Here is a 14,343-nt window from a genome sequence, read left to right on the forward strand (position 1 = left end):
CTTAGCGCATCTTGGCGAACAGGGCGCCCATCTTCGGCTGCAGGGCCATGGCCGTGCCCATGTCCGACAGCTTCAGCTTGCCGGTCATGACCGCCATGGTCGGGTCCAGCGAGCCGGCGCCGATGGCCAGCAGGTCGTCCAGGCTCAGCGTCATGGTCAGGTCGGCCGGCTTGTCCTCGTTGGTGACCGAGCCGCCATCGATGTGGATGACGCCAGCGTCCTTCAGGTCGAACTTGAGGCTCTTGCCGAGACCGCTGTCGTCGCCCACGGCGCCCTTGATGCGATCGGTGATTTCCTGAAGCGTGGCCATGAGCGCGATCTCCCTCTGCGCGTTGTATCGACTACGGATAGCTAGACCGGGCCGTCCGGTTAAGTAAACACCGTTCAGACGACCCAGGGTCTAATTTTTCCCCACATAGAAAGCGACCTTAGTCGGCGTTTTTGTCAACTTTACCCGCACGGCGCCCTTGTGATCGTCGGGACGGAAGTACGGCATCTCCTTCGCCTCCGGAAGCGGCGCCGTATGCCCGTCGGCAAACACCACGACCCCGCTTTCGGCCTTCAGGAAGGTGATCCCGGACATCTTCGGGGCCATGAAGCTGGCCACGCCGGCAAGGCGGCCGATCAGGCCGTTGGCCTCGTCGATGGTCGCCGCCAGGTCGCGGACGTCGTACTCCGTCGCCGGCTTCAGCTGCGTGCCGAAGTCCATGACCGTGCCCATCTTCCAGTCCGGCGGGACGTCGAAGACCAGGGTCGGATCGCCGCCTATCTGGGCCGCGGTCGGCAAGCGCTCGAAATAGCCGTCGGCATTGACCGGCAGCGGCGTGCGCGTCCCGTTCTTCTCCACCAGGGTCACCTTCAGGTTCGCGGCCGGCTTGCCTTCATGGCGCAGCGCGTAGGCCAGCTTGACGCGCGAGCGCTCGGCGGGTGGGACCTTCAGGAACTTCTCAAGGTACGGCAGGACCTTGTCGGCCGGCGCGGTCTTCTCGGCCAAGGCAGGCGTGGCGGAGACTACCGCCAGGGCGGCGGCCAGCATCAGGATACGCTTCATTTGGGCTTCACGAACTTCAGGGTCATGCGGTCGCTTTCGCCGATGGCGTCATATTTGGCGTGGTCGAAACCGGGCTCGGCCGGCTCCCCACGAGGGGCGGAAAGGCGCGTCGGCGGCAAGGTCCAGACGCCGAACGGATGATCCTTGGTGTCCTTGGGATTGGCGTTGATCTCGCTGGACCCGGCCAGGACGAAGCCGGCCTCCTTGGCCATCTGGATCACGTAGTCCTGCTGGACATAGCCGTCGGCGGCCAGCACGTCCTGCACCCGGCCCGGCTCGCCGCGATGCTCCTCGACGCCCAGGACGCCGCCGGGCTTCAGCGCCGCCAGGGCGTCCTTGAAGGCCTTCTCGGCGATGCCGCCGGCCATCCAGTTGTGCAGGTTGCGCAGGAACAGGACCAAGTCCGCCGTGCCCGCCGGCGCCACCGGGCCGCTGGTCGGTCCGAAGGCGGTGAAGGTCACCTCGCCATAGATCTTTTTCTTCTCGGCCAGCTTGCGGCGGTAAGCCTCGACGATCTCGGCGGCGGAAGCATCCGACGGGTCATCGGTCTGAAGTTCGGCCTCGTAGAGCTTGCCGTGGGTGTCGGCCAGATACGGCCCGAGGATGTCGGTGTACCAGCCCGCGCCGGGCCAGAACTCGACCACGGTCTGGCCGGGTTGCAGGCCCCAGAACTTCAGGGTCTCGACCGGATGGCGCCACAGGTCGCGGGCGCGGTCGGCGGGCAGGCGCCAGTCGCCAGCCACGGCCGACTCGAGGGTCGCCGGCCCGGCCTTCTGCGCCGCCTTGGCCTCGGCCTTGGCTGGATCATTCTTCTTGCCGCAGGCCGAGAGGCCCAGCGCGCCAACGCTCGCCAAGACCCCTCGCCGCGACCAATACCGAGCTGGAAGCATCATTCCCCCGTAACGCACACCAGCCTAGGCGCCGACCTTGACCAAAGTCGGGCCAGTCAAACTCAGGCCGGCTTCTTGAAGCGCAGGGTCATGCGGTCGCTCTCGCCGATCGCGTCGTACTTGGCGCGGTCGAAGTTCGGATTGGCCGGCTGGCCGCCCGGCGCGGTGCGCTTGACGGGCGGCAGGGTCCAGACGCCGAAGGGATGGTCCTTGGTGTCCTTGGGGTTGGCGTTGATCTCGGACTTGGCGTCCAGCTTGAAGCCGGCCTTCTCGGCCAGAGCGACCACCGTGGCGGTGTTCAGATAGCCATCGGCGCCGGCTTCCTTTTCCGAGCGCGGGTCGGCGCGGTGATCCTCGATCGCCAGCACGCCGCCCGGCTTCAGCACGGCGAAGAAGTCGGCGAACACCTTGTCGGCCATGCCCGGCGCCTGCGTCCAGTTGTGGACGTTGCGGGCGGTCAACACGATGTCTGCCGAGCCGGGCGCGCCCAGCGGGCCTGAGACGGCGCCGAAATTGGCGTACTGCGGCTTGCCATACTTGGCCGCGTCGGCGAAGCGGGCCTCGAAGTCGGCGCGGCCCTTCTTGGCTCCTTCCGAGATCTTCGGGTTGGACAGATCGGCGACGGCGGCCACGTACGTGCCGCCCGTGGCCTTGGCGTACGGGGCCAGGATTTCGGTCCAGTAGCCGCCGCCGGGCGTGATCTCGATAATCGTCTGCTTGGGCTTCACGCCCCAGAACGACAGGCTGTCATAGGGATGGCGCGCTCCGTCGCGGGCGACATCGCCGGCGGGGCGGGTCGACGAGGCGACGGCGGCCTTCAGCGCCGCGTCGGGCGCGGCGAAGGCGGCGGTCGTGGAAAGGCTCAGCGCGGCGGCGAGCAGCAGGACTTGGCGGCGAAGCGGCATGGGGTCGTGTCCTTCGACGGGTTGGAAGTGCGGGGACCTTAGCCGGGGGAACCGATGCGTCAAACGATTCACGTTCTTCGAGTTGGACGCCCCTTGAACCGGAAAATCCGCTCACCAACTAGTTTCACGAAGGCGCTGGAAACCCGGGCCTTCCGGACCACCTGGCGATGCCGAACTCGGGTCGCCGACGGGACGAACATCAAAGACCTTGCTTGATAAGAAGGATCTGAACCTATGCGTACGATCGACCTTTCGCCCCTGTACCGCTCGCTCGTCGGCTTCGACCGCCTCGCCGACCAGCTGGACGCCGCCGCCCGCACCGAAGCGGCCTCGGGCTATCCCCCCTACAACATCGAACGCACCGGCGAGAACGACTACCGCATCGAGATCGCGGTGGCCGGTTTCAAGCCGGAAGAACTGACCGTCGAGGTGAAGGAAAACCTGCTGACCGTGACCGGTCGCAAGGCGGCCAATGACGGCGACGCCAAGCAGTACCTGCATCGCGGCCTGGCCGAGCGCAATTTCGAGCGCAAGTTCCAGCTGACCGACTACCTGATCGTCGAAGACGCCGATCTGTCGAACGGCCTGCTGTCGATCGCGCTGAAGCGTGAACTGCCGGAAGCCCTCAAGCCCCGCACGGTGGAGATCAAGACGACCGCGGCTTCGACCCTGATCGAAGGCGAAAAGGCCGCCTAACCGGCAGCCTCTCCTTAAGTCTCCCCTCTAATCCCCTCTGAACTTGGGCGGCGTCGTAAGACGCCGCCTTTTTCATGTTCAGCGCCCGGAGAGGTCCAGGCCGTGGACCCGCGTGAGGTCCACCTGGCGGAAGCTGGTCTTGGCCACGCGGGCGCCGGTCAGGTCCGCGCCGCGCAGGTCGGCGTCGTCGAACACCGCCTCGCTGAGATCGGCCGATTGCGCCATGGCATAGCGCAAACGGGCCGCTTGTAGGTTCGCCGGGGTCTGGCGATCCGGACCCAGCGGCAGCGGCGACAGCACCGCTTGGCGCAGATCGGCCTTGGTCAGGTTGGCGCCCGTCAGACGGGCCCCACGCAGGTCGGCGCCGCGCAGATTGGCGCCGCGCAGGTCGGCGTTCTGCAGGTTCGCGCCCTGCAGCTGGACGCCGGACAGGTCCAGCCCCACCAGGCAAGCGCCCTTGGCGCTCATGGCCGTCATGCGCAGGCCCTTGAGCCTGTCGCCCAACGGACGCAGGTCTTCGCCGTCGAGACGCGCGGGTGAGCCTTCCTTGCCGCCGGTCTGACACCAGCGTTGGTTGTCGAGGCAGCGCTTGTAGAGTTCCTCGGCCTTGGCCACGGCCTCGCGGGTCGAGGCTTGCAGCACGCCGGCCATGCTGGCGCCACTGACCCGGGCCGACGAGGTGTCGACGCCGGTCATCACCGCGCCCGTGAAATTGGCCCCTTCGAGATTGGCCCCCTTCACGTCGGCGCCGTCCAGGATGGCCCCGGCCAGGTTGGCTTCCTTGAGGTTCGCGCCCGACAGCTTGGCGCCCCTCAGCGAGCAGTCGCTGAAGTCGGCCTTGAACGCCGAGACGCCCTCGAACTGCGAGCCGTCCAGGGTGGCGCCCGAGAAGTTGACCTCGTCCACCTCGCCCTGGCGCGTCTCGTGGCGCAGGGTGTCCAGCCCCTTGCGGGGATGTGGGATGGCGACCTGGCCTTCGCGGAAGTCGGCCTGGGTCAGGTCGGCCTGGGCCAGGTTCGCGCCGCGCAGGCAGGCGCCGCGCAGGTCGGCGCGCACCAGCGAGGCTTGTCGCATGTCGCTGGTTCGCAGGTCACAGCCGAACAGGCTGGCGCGATCGAGCTTGGTGCGGACAAGGCGGCAGCCTTCGAGGACGGAGGCGGTGAAGTCCGCGTCCGTCAGGTTCCGAAACGACAGATCTAGGCCCGACAGCTGCACGAAGCGTAGGGAGGCGCGTTTGCCGCCCTGCTTGCCGGTAACGAATTTCTCGTGCGCCGTTACGATCATGTCGAGCTCGGCTTGGCTCAGGCGACGACGCCCGGCCACGCTTTGCGCGGCGTTCATAACGATGGTTCCCCGTTAGGTTTCTTTTTTGAGTTACGCGCACTGTAGCGGCGAGGGACGAGCGAACCGTTAAGCCTGCGTCCGTTTGTCGCGAAATGTACTCAAATCACATCGTCCAGGCCGCGCGCCGCCAGGCGGATCGCGCCGGTCAGGTCGATGTCCTTGAGATTGGATCCGGTGAAGTTGGCGCGCGACACGTCCGCGCCGGCCATGCGGGCCTGGCGAAGATCGGCGCGGGCAAGATCGGCATTGGCCAGGATGGCGCCCGTCAGGTCCACCGGCAGCACGCGGTCGGCGGCGATCAGCAGCGGGCCCAGCTGGGCGTCGCGCAGGTCCGAGCCCGTCAGCTTGGCCCCCTTCAGACGCGCGCCGCGCAGGTCGGCCCGGCGCAGGTTGCAGGCCCGCATGTCCGCCCCGTCCAGCTGCGCGCCCTGCATCTGCGCGCCTTCCATGTCGAGGCCGTAGAACACCGCGCCCTTGGCCGAGAGGGCCGTCAGGTTGAAGCCGCGGATCGAGCGCAGGTTACGCAGATCGGCCTTGTCGAACACCGAGGGCTTGCCCTCCGCGCCGCCGGTCTCGATCCACTTGGCGTGGTCGGCGATCATCTGCTCGTAGGGCATGTCCGAGACGCTGGTGCCCGACGGCTTGTCGGTCAGGGCCCCGTCCAGATTGGTGTCGTTGATGTTCCACGACATGGTCTTGGCGCCGACCAGCACGGTGTTGCGCAGATCGGCCCCGGCCAGGTTGGCGCCCGACAGATCGGCGCCGGCCAGATTGGCCCCGTTGAAATTGGCCTGCTTGAGGTTGGCGCGGACCAGCTTGGCGTCCTTGAGGATCGCGTCGCTGAAGTCGGCCTTGGTGGCGACGATGCCCGACAGCCGCGAGCGCTCCAGATTGGCGCCCGACAGGTTCGCTCCTTTGGCATAAGCGTCGCGCTGGACGGCCTCGATGACGCGATAGCCTTCCTTGCGGTCGGCGGCGGCGATCGTGCCCTCGCGCAGGTCGGCCTCGAACATGTCGGCGCCGGTCAGGTTGGCGCCGCGCAGGCTGGAGCCGCGCAGGTCGGCGCGGCGCAGGCTCGCGTCGGTCAGGTCCGCGCCCTGCATGTCCGCGCCATAGAGGTTGGCGTTGTCCAGCTTGGTCCGGCGCAGGTCGCAGCCGACCATCAGCGCGCCGGTGAAGTCCGCGTCGCAGAGATTGCGGCCCGGCAGCGCCAGGCCCGACAGATCGCAGAACGCGAATACGGCGCGCGCGCCCCCCAGACGGGCCGACCACAGGCGATCGTGCTTAGCGCAGATGACGTCAACGTCGTGCTGCGTAAGACGCTTGTACTCCTGTGTCGTGGTGGCGGCGGCGCTCATGTCTGGCATGGAATCCCGGATACGGGATCACCATGCGCAGACCAAAATTAACGCCGTGTTTCCAACGGCTTCCGCGAAGCTTGACCTTAGGCTAGTCCACCGAAGGCAGAGCTTCGGCGCGGCTTTCGTCAAGGTAGCGCGCGCTGGTCGGCTTCAGGTCGGCGTCCAGCTCGATGACCAGCGGATTGCCCGTCGGAATCTCGACGCCGACGATCTTGTCGTCCGGCACGTTGAACAGGTGCTTGACGATGGCGCGCAGCGAATTGCCGTGCGCGGCGATCAGCAGGGTCTCGCCGGCCTTCAGGTGCGGAGCGATGTCGCTCTCCCAGTACGGCAGCACGCGGACCAGGGTGGTGGCCAGGCTCTCGGTCGAGGGCAGGTTCGCGCCCTTGTAGCGACGGTCCTTGCTGAAGTCGTACTCGCCGCCCGGGGCCAGTTCCGGCGGCGGGATGTCGTACGAGCGGCGCCAGATGGTGACCTGCTCGACGCCGTGCTTCTCGGCGGTCTCGGCCTTGTTCAGGCCGGTCAGGCCGCCGTAGTGGCGCTCGTTCAGGCGCCAGTCCTTGGTCACCGGCACGAAGCTCTGCTGAGCAGCATCCAAAGCCAGGTTGCCGGTGCGGATGGCGCGGGTCTGGACCGAGGTGAAGGCGTGGTCGATCTGGATGCCGGCGGCCTTGATCAGCTCGCCGCCCTTCTTGGCTTGGGCCTCGCCCTCGGCGGTCAGGTCGACATCGACCCAGCCCGTGAAGCGGTTTTCCAGGTTCCACTGGCTCTGGCCGTGGCGGAGCAGGACGAGGGTCGGCATCAGGCGGCTTCCTTCGCAGATCGGGGAGATATGAGCGCGGGCTAAGGCTCCACGCCCCCAGCGTCAAGCATCGAACCGACCTTTGCCTTATTGCCGCCCCTCCCCCACGCCGCGACGCATGCTATAGGCGAGCCATGCCTGATCGCATTTTCATGCCGCTGATGGGGCTGGTCGCCGCCGCGCTGATCACCCTCTCCCTCGTCTGGCCGCAAGGCCAGGGCGACCGCTCCTGGGGCCCGTTCGGCCATACGCCCGTACAGCAGACGCCCGAGATGAAGGCCCGGATCCAGAAGGAAAAGGACGCCGCCATCCGCCGCGACGAGGCCGCCAAGAAGGCCGTCGAGGCCGTGGGCCAGATGCCGACCCAGGCTCCTCCCGAGGCGCCGCCCCAGGTCTCGCAATGAGCGGCTACGACGCCGTCGCCGTCGGCCGCCGTGTGCTGAACATCGAGGCCGACGCGCTGAAGACCATGGCCGAGTCGCTGGGCGAGACCTTCGTCCGCACGGTCGAGACTGTGTTCGACGCCAAGGGCCGGGTCGTCTGCACCGGCATGGGCAAGTCCGGCCACGTGGCGCGCAAGATCGCCGCCACCCTGGCCTCGACCGGCACGTCGGCCATGTTCGTCCACCCGGCCGAGGCCAGCCACGGCGATCTCGGCATGATCGGCCCCGACGACGTCATCCTGGCGCTGTCGAAGTCGGGCGCGGGACGCGAGCTTTCCGACACCCTGGCCTACGCCAAGCGCTTCTCGATCCCGCTGATCGCCATGACCGCGGTGGCCGACAGCCCGCTGGGCCAGGCCGCCGACATCCTGCTGCTGTTGCCCGACGCGCCGGAAGGCACGGCCGAGGTCAATGCGCCGACCACCTCCACGACCCTGCAGATCGCGTTGGGCGACGCCCTGGCCGTGGCCCTGCTGGAGCGGCGCGGCTTCACGGCCAGCGACTTCCGCGTCTTCCATCCGGGCGGCAAGCTGGGGGCCATGCTGCGCACGGTCGCCGACCTGATGCACGGCGGCGACGAGCTGCCGCTGGTCCAGCTGGACGCGCCCATGCCGGACGCCCTGCTGGTGATGAGCGAGAAGCGCTTCGGCGCGGTCGGTGTGGTCGACGGCACGGGCGGGTTGATCGGCCTGATCACCGACGGCGACCTGCGCCGACATATGGACGGTCTTCTGCAGCACAGCGCCGGCCAGGTCATGACCCTCGGCCCACTGACCATTGCTCCCGGCGCCCTGGCGGCCGAAGCCCTGAAGATCATGAACGAGCGCCGGATCACCGTGCTGTTCGTGGTCGACGACGGACGCCCCGTCGGCGTGCTGCATGTCCACGACCTGCTCCGCGCCGGCGTGATCTAAAGCCTACAGAGTCAAAGCGAGCTTCCGATGTTCTCCGCGCCGCGCGCCGATCTGGTCGCCAATACCGCCGCCTATGAAAACGAGCCGCTGGTCAAGGCGACCGGCTTCCGCGAATACGACGCGCGCTGGCTGTTCGGCCCCGAGATCAACCTGCTGGGCGTCCAGGCGCTGGGCCTGGGTCTCGGGACCTACATCCATGAGCTGAGCCAGTCGAAGATCGTGGTCGGCCACGACTTCCGCTCCTATTCGACCTCGATCAAGAACGCCCTGATCCTGGGCCTGATCAGCGCCGGCTGCGAAGTCCACGACATCGGCCTCGCTTTGTCGCCGACCGCCTATTTCGCCCAGTTCGACCTCGACATCCCGTGCGTGGCCATGGTCACCGCCAGCCATAACGAGAACGGCTGGACCGGCGTGAAGATGGGCGCCCAGAAGCCCCTGACCTTCGGCCCCGACGAGATGAGCCGCCTGAAGGCGATCGTGCTGGGCGCTGAGTTCGTCGAGCGCGACGGCGGCAAGCTGATCCGCGTGCAAGGGCAGGCCCAGCGCTATATCGACGATGTCGCCAAGCGCGCCAGCATCACCCGCCCGCTCAAGGTCGTGGCCGCCTGCGGCAACGGCACGGCCGGCGCCTTCGTGGTCGAGGCCCTGCGGAAGATGGGCGTGAGCGACGTCGTGCCGATGGACACCGACCTCGACTTCACGTTCCCGAAGTACAATCCCAACCCGGAAGACGCCGAGATGCTGCACGCGATGGCGCACACCGTGCGTGAGACCGGCGCCGACCTGGCTTTCGGCTTCGACGGCGACGGCGACCGCTGCGGCGTCGTGGACGACGAGGGCGAGGAGATCTTCGCCGACAAGATCGGCCTGATGCTGGCCCGCGACCTGGCGCCGCTGAACCCGGGCGCGACCTTCGTGGTCGATGTGAAATCCACGGGCCTCTACGCTACCGACCCGATCCTGGCCCAGTACGGCTGCAAGGTCGTCTACTGGAAGACCGGCCACAGCTACATCAAGCGCAAGAGCGCCGAGCTGGGCGCCTTGGCCGGCTTCGAGAAGAGCGGCCACTTCTTCATGAACGGCGAGCTGGGCTACGGCTACGACTGCGGCCTGACCGCCGCGGCCGCCATCCTGTCCATGCTGGACCGCAATCCGGGCGTGAAGCTGTCGGACATGCGCAAGGCCCTCCCCGTCGCCTTCACCTCGCTGACCATGAGCCCCAAGTGCGCCGACGAGCTGAAGTACGGCGTCGTCGATGACGTGGTGAAGGAATACCAGGACCTGTTCGCCGCCGGCGGTTCGATCCTGGGCCGCAAGATCACCGAGGTGATCACCGTCAACGGCGTACGCGTCCACCTGGAAGACGGCTCGTGGGTGCTGGTCCGCGCCTCGTCGAACAAGCCCGAGGTGGTTGTGGTGGTCGAGAGCACCCAGTCCGAGGACGACATGCGCGCCCTCTTCCGCCAGGAAGTGAAGCCGCGCCTGGGCGATCGGGTCGGCAAGTATAATCAGGAAATCTGATCGGGCTCACGCCGACCGGATGGAGGGCCGGAGCCGATGCTCCGGCCCTTCTCGTTTCTAGGACTTGCGACCGGGTATGACCGTCGCCGTCGTGTCCGGAGCCGTCGGGCGTCCCGTCAGAATCCAGCTGGCCAGCAGGTCGAACAGCCCCTTCGAATAGGCAGAAGTCTCGCCGCCCGGTCCCTTGAACCGCTCGGTCAGGCCGTGGTCGGCGGCCGGGAACACCACCACGTCGAGATCGGCGCGCTTGCGCTGGACCTCCTGGAGGATTTGAACGGTGCCTGCGCTCGGAGCCTGGCGGTCGCTGCCGCCCAGCAGCCACAGCTGCCGCGACTTGATCGTCTCGATCACCGGACGCGGCTCGTAGTCGAAGCTCAGCCCCTGGGACAATCGAGCCCCGTCGGCCCGCGCCTGATCGGGCGTGATGTGCATCAAGACGCCGGTGTAGGAGCGTGGCTGGATCGCCGCGTACCAGGCCTCGCCCTGGTATTTCGCCTTCAGCGCCTCGAGAGCGTCATAGCCTTCCGTGAAGTTGGAGCGCACCACGACCTCGGCGGCGGCGGCCAGCTCGGCCGCCTTGAGCTGGGCGTCCTCGCCCTGGCCCGCGTTTCGCAACTGCGCTTCGACCACCGCCTTGTCCTGGCCCGGAACGCCCTCAGCCATGGCGAAGGCCGGAACCACGAAGTCCAGCGGCGTCAGGGTCGCCGTCAGGGGCGCGACCCAGCCGCCCTGGCTGGCCCCGATCACCCCGACCTTGGCGACCTTGGGGGCCAGACGGCGCGCTTCGGCCACAGCGGCCGCGGTATCGGCGGCGCGGACATCGAAGTTGGAGGAGAGCTCGCCGCCCGAACCGCCCGTACCGCGCTTGTCGTAGACGAAAACGCCGACGCCCCGCCGCGCGAGCTCATACTGCCAAGCCACGTCGTCTGTGTCCGGATCGTTGTTGGAGCCGCCGATCCAGACGGCCAGCGCCTTGGCCTTGCCGCCGGGCGGTAGGACGAGCTTGCCGCGCAGGCTGACGTCGCCGTTCTGGAACCGCGTCTCGCGCACGACCAGGGGGATTTGACGACCGGCCACCGTCGCGCCGCCTTCCTCCAGCCGCACCACACCCGACGCGCAGGCCTCGAAGCGCAACTTGGGACCGTTTGGCGCCGTCGCGGCATAACCACCGTCCGCCTTGGCCTCCAGCCGCCCAAGACCACCTTCCGAACGCCCATAGCTCAGATTGCGCGGATGGCCCTGGCTGCCGGTGATCGTCAGATAGCGCCCGCCCGGCAGGGCGTAGGCGCCCAGGTGGCATTGCAGGTCGGCGTCGAGCCGGGTCTTCACCACCGCGTCCAGCGTGGGCGCGCTCTGCCCAACCACCAGCGCCGCCGAAAGCAGAGCTGCCATCATCATCGTCATGCTTTTACTTCCCGACCGGGCGCACGGGAGAGGCCCTCACCCACTAGGGGCGTCGAAGCGGGGTTTTGGAGGCGCCGGCGAGCGATATTTCGCGACCGGCGCCGATCTGGCGCGAGGCGTGTCCCCGGGCTAGACCCCGCCCATGATCAAGCTCCGCCCTTCCCGCCTCGAAGACGGCCCTCGCGTCGTCGAGATCTGGGCCGCCGCCGTGGACGCCACGCACGATTTCCTGTCGCCCGAGGACCGCGTCGCGATCGGCCGCGAGGTCGAAGGCTTTTTGCCCTACGCCGCGATGACCCTGGCCGTGGACGACCGCGACCGACCGCTGGGCTTCATGCTGATCGTCGACGGTCACATGGAGGCGCTGTTCATCGATCCCGCCCATCGCGGCGCAGGCGTCGGCGCGATCATGATCGACTACGCCCTGGCCGTTCACCCGATGCTGACCACCGACGTCAACGAGCAGAACGGCCAGGCCGTCGGCTTCTATGAGCACATGGGCTTCGAGCGCGCCGGCTGGTCGGCGACCGACGGCCAGGGCCGGCCCTATCCGCTGATCCATCTGCGCTTTGGCGCCTGATCACTATGGCGGCGCGCCGATTTCGGCTTAGCTGCACGGCGTCCAACGCGAGTCACCTCATGCGCCGTCTGCTCACCGCCCTCGCCCTGATCCTGGCGCCCGGCCTCGCGGCCGCGGCCCAGCCGGTGCTGCTCAAGCCCGCCCGGGTCTGGACCGCCGAGAATGCCGGCCCGCCGCACGAGGGCTGGGCCGTGCTGGTCAAGGACGGCAAGATCGCCGCCGTGGGTCCCGTCGCCCAGATCGATGCGACCGGAGCCGAGATCGTCGACCTGCCCGGCGCGACGGTGATCCCGGGCCTGATGGACCTGCACAGCCACCTCTTCCTGCATCCCTACAACGAGACCCTGTGGGACGATCAGGTGCTGAAGGAGACGCCGACCTACCGCACCTTGCGGGCGGCGGTGCAGGCCAAGGCGACGCTGGAGGCCGGCTTCACCACCCTGCGCGACCTGGGCACTGAGGGCGTCGGCGCGGCCGACGTGCCGCTGCGCAAGGCGATCAATGACGGCCTGATCCCCGGCCCTCGCCTGTTCGTGGCGACCAAGGCGATCGTGGCCACCGGCTCCTACGGTCCGGCCCGCAAGAACTACAATCCCGAGGCCGACCTGCCCCAGGGCGCCCAGGAAGCCAGCGGCGTGCCCGAGGTGATCAAGGCCGTGCGCGAGCAGGCCGGCGCCGGCGCGGACTGGATCAAGGTCTACGCCGATTATCGAATTGGCCCTGATGGCTCCACGCAGCCGACCTTCTCGATCGAGGAGCTGAAGGCCCTGGTCGACGCCGCCCATTCTAGCGGCCGGCCGGTCTCGGCCCACGCCTCCAGCGACGAGGGCATGCGCCGTGCGGTCGTGGCCGGCGTCGACACCATCGAGCATGGCTACGGCGGCTCGGATGCGACCTTCAAGCTGATGGCCGAGAAGGGCGTGGTGTTCTTCCCGACCCTGACGGCTGTCGAGAGCACCTCGACCTATTTCGGCGGCTATGTCGCCGGCAAGACGCCGCCGACGGCCGCGATGGTCAATGCCGACCGCGCCTTCAAGCTGGCCGTGAAGAACGGCGTCACCATCGGCATGGGCAGCGATGTCGGCGTCTTCAGGCACGGCGACAACGCCCGCGAGATCGTCTGGCTGGTCAAGGAGGGCATGACGCCGACCCAGGCCCTGCTGGCCGCCACGGCCGTGGACGCCAAGGTGCTGGGCCGCGCAGGCGACCTGGGCCAGCTGAAGCCCGGCTACCTGGCCGACATCGTCGCCGTGCAGGGCGACCCGACCCAAGCGATCGAGGCGACCAAGGACGTCGTCTTCGTCATGAAGGGCGGCCAGGTGGTGAAGCGGCCGTGATGCGGGTTGCGCCTGCCCTTCTGCTGCTCACCCTCGCCAGCCCGGCGCTCGCCGAGACCGACCAGGGCACGCTGCAGCAGCACGACACCTTCCGCGACGCAGCGACCGCGCCGCTGGAGGACCTGAACCTCAAGCAGAAGTCGATCCCGCCGGTGCTGATCCGCGCGGTCGAGAATCCCTACGACCTGACGGACTTGACCCGCTGCGAGCCGATCGCCGCCGAGATCGGGCGACTGGACGCGGCCCTGGGTCCCGACCTCGACGAAGCCCCGCCGCCCGACAATCGCTCGAAGGGCAAGAAGGTCGCGGACGCGGCCTACAGCGCCGGGGTCACCGGCGTGCGCGACACCACCCACGATCTTTTGCCCTTCCGAGGCTGGATTCGCCGCCTGACCGGGGCTGCCAAGCACGACAAGGCCATCGCCAAGGCGATCCAGTCCGGCGGCGTGCGGCGCGGCTATCTCAAGGGCGTCGGCATGCGGATGAACTGCGCCCCGCCAGCCGCGCCCAGCTGGTTCGTCCCGGTCGAGATCAAGCCGCCGTCCCCGCCCAAACCGGTCAGCGTGTTCGAGAACTTCCTGGCCTGGTGCGGCAAGGTCATCGCCTGGTTCAAGAGCCTGATCGGCTAGGCGGACTTGAACAGCGCCAGCACCTCGGCCACCAGCTTGGGGCCGTCGAACGGCTTCATCACATAACCCTTGGCGCCCAGCTGCATGGCCTGGACGATGCGGTCCAGGCGACCGTCGCCGGTCAGCATCAGCACCGGGATGTCGGCGTGTTCCGACTCCTTCAGCGCCTTCAGGGCGTCGAGCCCGCTCTGGCCCGGGATACGCACGTCCAGCAGGATCGCGTCGGGCCGCCGCACAGGGATCGCCGCCATCAGCCGATCGGGGGCGGGAAAGCCCACGACCTCCAGCCCGTCACGGGCCAGATAGGCCTCGACCAGCTCAAGGGTCGGCTCGTCGTCATCGGCGACATAGATCAGAGGAACGCGTCTGGACATCGAGGCCACCGCCTACGCGGTTTTGATGGCGTTCGAAAGACTTTCCCGTGGGAACCGCCCTGCGCGCTTGGGACCGCGCGACTTGACCG

At 68.0% G+C, this 14,343-nt stretch carries 16 protein-coding genes; 7 read left to right on the top strand and 9 right to left on the bottom strand.

The features are described from left to right. Nucleotide 1: 1 nt before the first annotated feature. From AC07YH_RS06635 to AC07YH_RS06650, 4 genes are all read right to left on the bottom strand, one after another. Nucleotides 2-310 (bottom strand): SCP2 sterol-binding domain-containing protein, encoded by a 309-nt coding sequence (locus AC07YH_RS06635; RefSeq protein WP_125158677.1) that lies wholly within the window; start codon nucleotides 308-310, stop codon nucleotides 2-4. 90 nt (nucleotides 311-400) lie between these two features. After that, nucleotides 401-1,051, bottom strand: a complete 651-nt coding sequence (locus tag AC07YH_RS06640) for a DUF2987 domain-containing protein (RefSeq protein ID WP_494746206.1) — start codon at nucleotides 1,049-1,051, stop codon at nucleotides 401-403. After that, entirely contained in the window at nucleotides 1,048-1,944 is an 897-nt protein-coding gene (locus AC07YH_RS06645) for a class I SAM-dependent methyltransferase (RefSeq protein ID WP_494746207.1), read from the bottom strand. Before AC07YH_RS06645 ends, AC07YH_RS06640 begins: the two co-directional genes overlap by 4 nt. 59 nt (nucleotides 1,945-2,003) lie before the next feature. After that, nucleotides 2,004-2,846 (bottom strand): class I SAM-dependent methyltransferase, encoded by an 843-nt coding sequence (locus tag AC07YH_RS06650; RefSeq protein ID WP_494746208.1) that lies wholly within the window; start codon nucleotides 2,844-2,846, stop codon nucleotides 2,004-2,006. Nucleotides 2,847-3,080: 234 nt separating this feature from the next. Here AC07YH_RS06650 and AC07YH_RS06655 point away from each other — a divergent pair, with 234 nt between their 5' ends. Next, nucleotides 3,081-3,542, top strand: coding sequence for an Hsp20 family protein (locus AC07YH_RS06655; RefSeq protein WP_492919905.1), 462 nt, complete (start codon nucleotides 3,081-3,083; stop codon nucleotides 3,540-3,542). Nucleotides 3,543-3,620: 78 nt separating this feature from the next. Here the strand turns inward: AC07YH_RS06655 and AC07YH_RS06660 are convergent, their stop codons facing one another. The 3 genes from AC07YH_RS06660 to gpmA all read right to left on the bottom strand — a co-directional run bounded on the left by AC07YH_RS06660 (nucleotide 3,621) and on the right by gpmA (nucleotide 7,049). Continuing rightward, nucleotides 3,621-4,883 (bottom strand): pentapeptide repeat-containing protein, encoded by a 1,263-nt coding sequence (locus tag AC07YH_RS06660; protein WP_494746209.1) that lies wholly within the window; start codon nucleotides 4,881-4,883, stop codon nucleotides 3,621-3,623. A 101-nt stretch (nucleotides 4,884-4,984) separates the two neighbouring features. Next, entirely contained in the window at nucleotides 4,985-6,244 is a 1,260-nt protein-coding gene (locus AC07YH_RS06665) for a pentapeptide repeat-containing protein (RefSeq protein ID WP_494746210.1), read from the bottom strand. Between the two features lie 91 nt (nucleotides 6,245-6,335). After that, entirely contained in the window at nucleotides 6,336-7,049 is a 714-nt protein-coding gene (gpmA, locus tag AC07YH_RS06670) for a 2,3-diphosphoglycerate-dependent phosphoglycerate mutase (protein ID WP_494746211.1), read from the bottom strand. 152 nt (nucleotides 7,050-7,201) lie between these two features. Here gpmA and AC07YH_RS06675 point away from each other — a divergent pair, with 152 nt between their 5' ends. The 3 genes from AC07YH_RS06675 to AC07YH_RS06685 are packed head-to-tail and all read left to right on the top strand — an operon-like array spanning nucleotide 7,202 to nucleotide 9,930. Next, the gene (locus AC07YH_RS06675) at nucleotides 7,202-7,453 is read left to right on the top strand and encodes a hypothetical protein (protein WP_494746329.1); all 252 of its coding nucleotides are present in this window, start codon (nucleotides 7,202-7,204) and stop codon (nucleotides 7,451-7,453) included. Next, complete coding sequence (locus AC07YH_RS06680) at nucleotides 7,450-8,406, top strand: KpsF/GutQ family sugar-phosphate isomerase (RefSeq protein ID WP_494746212.1); 957 nt, start codon at nucleotides 7,450-7,452, stop codon at nucleotides 8,404-8,406. Before AC07YH_RS06675 ends, AC07YH_RS06680 begins: the two co-directional genes overlap by 4 nt. Before the next feature lie 27 nt (nucleotides 8,407-8,433). Beyond that, complete coding sequence (locus tag AC07YH_RS06685; RefSeq protein ID WP_494746213.1) at nucleotides 8,434-9,930, top strand: phosphomannomutase/phosphoglucomutase; 1,497 nt, start codon at nucleotides 8,434-8,436, stop codon at nucleotides 9,928-9,930. 57 nt (nucleotides 9,931-9,987) lie between these two features. On the opposite strand, the gene AC07YH_RS06690 is transcribed toward AC07YH_RS06685, so the two are convergent. Then, entirely contained in the window at nucleotides 9,988-11,334 is a 1,347-nt protein-coding gene (locus AC07YH_RS06690) for an alpha/beta hydrolase family protein (protein WP_494746214.1), read from the bottom strand. Between the two features lie 142 nt (nucleotides 11,335-11,476). On the opposite strand from AC07YH_RS06690, the gene AC07YH_RS06695 reads away from it, so the two are divergent. Genes AC07YH_RS06695 through AC07YH_RS06705 form a run of 3 tightly spaced genes read left to right on the top strand, consistent with a single transcriptional unit; the run spans nucleotide 11,477 to nucleotide 13,880 of the window. Then, the gene (locus AC07YH_RS06695) at nucleotides 11,477-11,914 is read left to right on the top strand and encodes an acetyltransferase (protein WP_494746215.1); all 438 of its coding nucleotides are present in this window, start codon (nucleotides 11,477-11,479) and stop codon (nucleotides 11,912-11,914) included. Between the two features lie 59 nt (nucleotides 11,915-11,973). After that, a complete protein-coding gene (locus AC07YH_RS06700; RefSeq protein WP_494746216.1) occupies nucleotides 11,974-13,251 on the top strand; it encodes a metal-dependent hydrolase family protein in 1,278 nt (425 codons plus the stop codon). Next, complete coding sequence (locus tag AC07YH_RS06705) at nucleotides 13,251-13,880, top strand: hypothetical protein (protein ID WP_494746217.1); 630 nt, start codon at nucleotides 13,251-13,253, stop codon at nucleotides 13,878-13,880. The genes AC07YH_RS06700 and AC07YH_RS06705 overlap by 1 nt, the downstream gene beginning before the upstream one ends. Here AC07YH_RS06705 and AC07YH_RS06710 read toward each other — a convergent pair. Beyond that, a complete protein-coding gene (locus tag AC07YH_RS06710) occupies nucleotides 13,877-14,254 on the bottom strand; it encodes a response regulator (protein ID WP_494746218.1) in 378 nt (125 codons plus the stop codon). The genes AC07YH_RS06705 and AC07YH_RS06710 overlap by 4 nt on opposite strands. Between the last annotated feature and the right edge of the window lie 89 nt (nucleotides 14,255-14,343).

Source organism: Caulobacter sp. GW456-12-1-14-TSB4 (assembly GCF_059424195.1).

Bases quoted from the DNA above. Each gene is read 5' to 3' on its own strand.
- AC07YH_RS06710 (WP_494746218.1), bottom strand. From the start codon at position 14,254: ATGTCCAGACGCGTTCCTCTGATCTATGTCGCCGATGACGACGAGCCG.
- AC07YH_RS06695 (WP_494746215.1), top strand. From the start codon at position 11,477: ATGATCAAGCTCCGCCCTTCCCGCCTCGAAGACGGCCCTCGCGTCGTC.
- AC07YH_RS06640 (WP_494746206.1), bottom strand. From the start codon at position 1,051: ATGAAGCGTATCCTGATGCTGGCCGCCGCCCTGGCGGTAGTCTCCGCC.
- AC07YH_RS06675 (WP_494746329.1), top strand. From the start codon at position 7,202: ATGCCGCTGATGGGGCTGGTCGCCGCCGCGCTGATCACCCTCTCCCTC.
- AC07YH_RS06690 (WP_494746214.1), bottom strand. From the start codon at position 11,334: ATGACGATGATGATGGCAGCTCTGCTTTCGGCGGCGCTGGTGGTTGGG.
- AC07YH_RS06660 (WP_494746209.1), bottom strand. From the start codon at position 4,883: ATGAACGCCGCGCAAAGCGTGGCCGGGCGTCGTCGCCTGAGCCAAGCC.
- AC07YH_RS06645 (WP_494746207.1), bottom strand. From the start codon at position 1,944: ATGATGCTTCCAGCTCGGTATTGGTCGCGGCGAGGGGTCTTGGCGAGC.
- gpmA (WP_494746211.1), bottom strand. From the start codon at position 7,049: ATGCCGACCCTCGTCCTGCTCCGCCACGGCCAGAGCCAGTGGAACCTG.
- AC07YH_RS06705 (WP_494746217.1), top strand. From the start codon at position 13,251: ATGCGGGTTGCGCCTGCCCTTCTGCTGCTCACCCTCGCCAGCCCGGCG.
- AC07YH_RS06680 (WP_494746212.1), top strand. From the start codon at position 7,450: ATGAGCGGCTACGACGCCGTCGCCGTCGGCCGCCGTGTGCTGAACATC.
- AC07YH_RS06655 (WP_492919905.1), top strand. From the start codon at position 3,081: ATGCGTACGATCGACCTTTCGCCCCTGTACCGCTCGCTCGTCGGCTTC.
- AC07YH_RS06700 (WP_494746216.1), top strand. From the start codon at position 11,974: ATGCGCCGTCTGCTCACCGCCCTCGCCCTGATCCTGGCGCCCGGCCTC.
- AC07YH_RS06650 (WP_494746208.1), bottom strand. From the start codon at position 2,846: ATGCCGCTTCGCCGCCAAGTCCTGCTGCTCGCCGCCGCGCTGAGCCTT.
- AC07YH_RS06685 (WP_494746213.1), top strand. From the start codon at position 8,434: ATGTTCTCCGCGCCGCGCGCCGATCTGGTCGCCAATACCGCCGCCTAT.
- AC07YH_RS06635 (WP_125158677.1), bottom strand. From the start codon at position 310: ATGGCCACGCTTCAGGAAATCACCGATCGCATCAAGGGCGCCGTGGGC.
- AC07YH_RS06665 (WP_494746210.1), bottom strand. From the start codon at position 6,244: ATGAGCGCCGCCGCCACCACGACACAGGAGTACAAGCGTCTTACGCAG.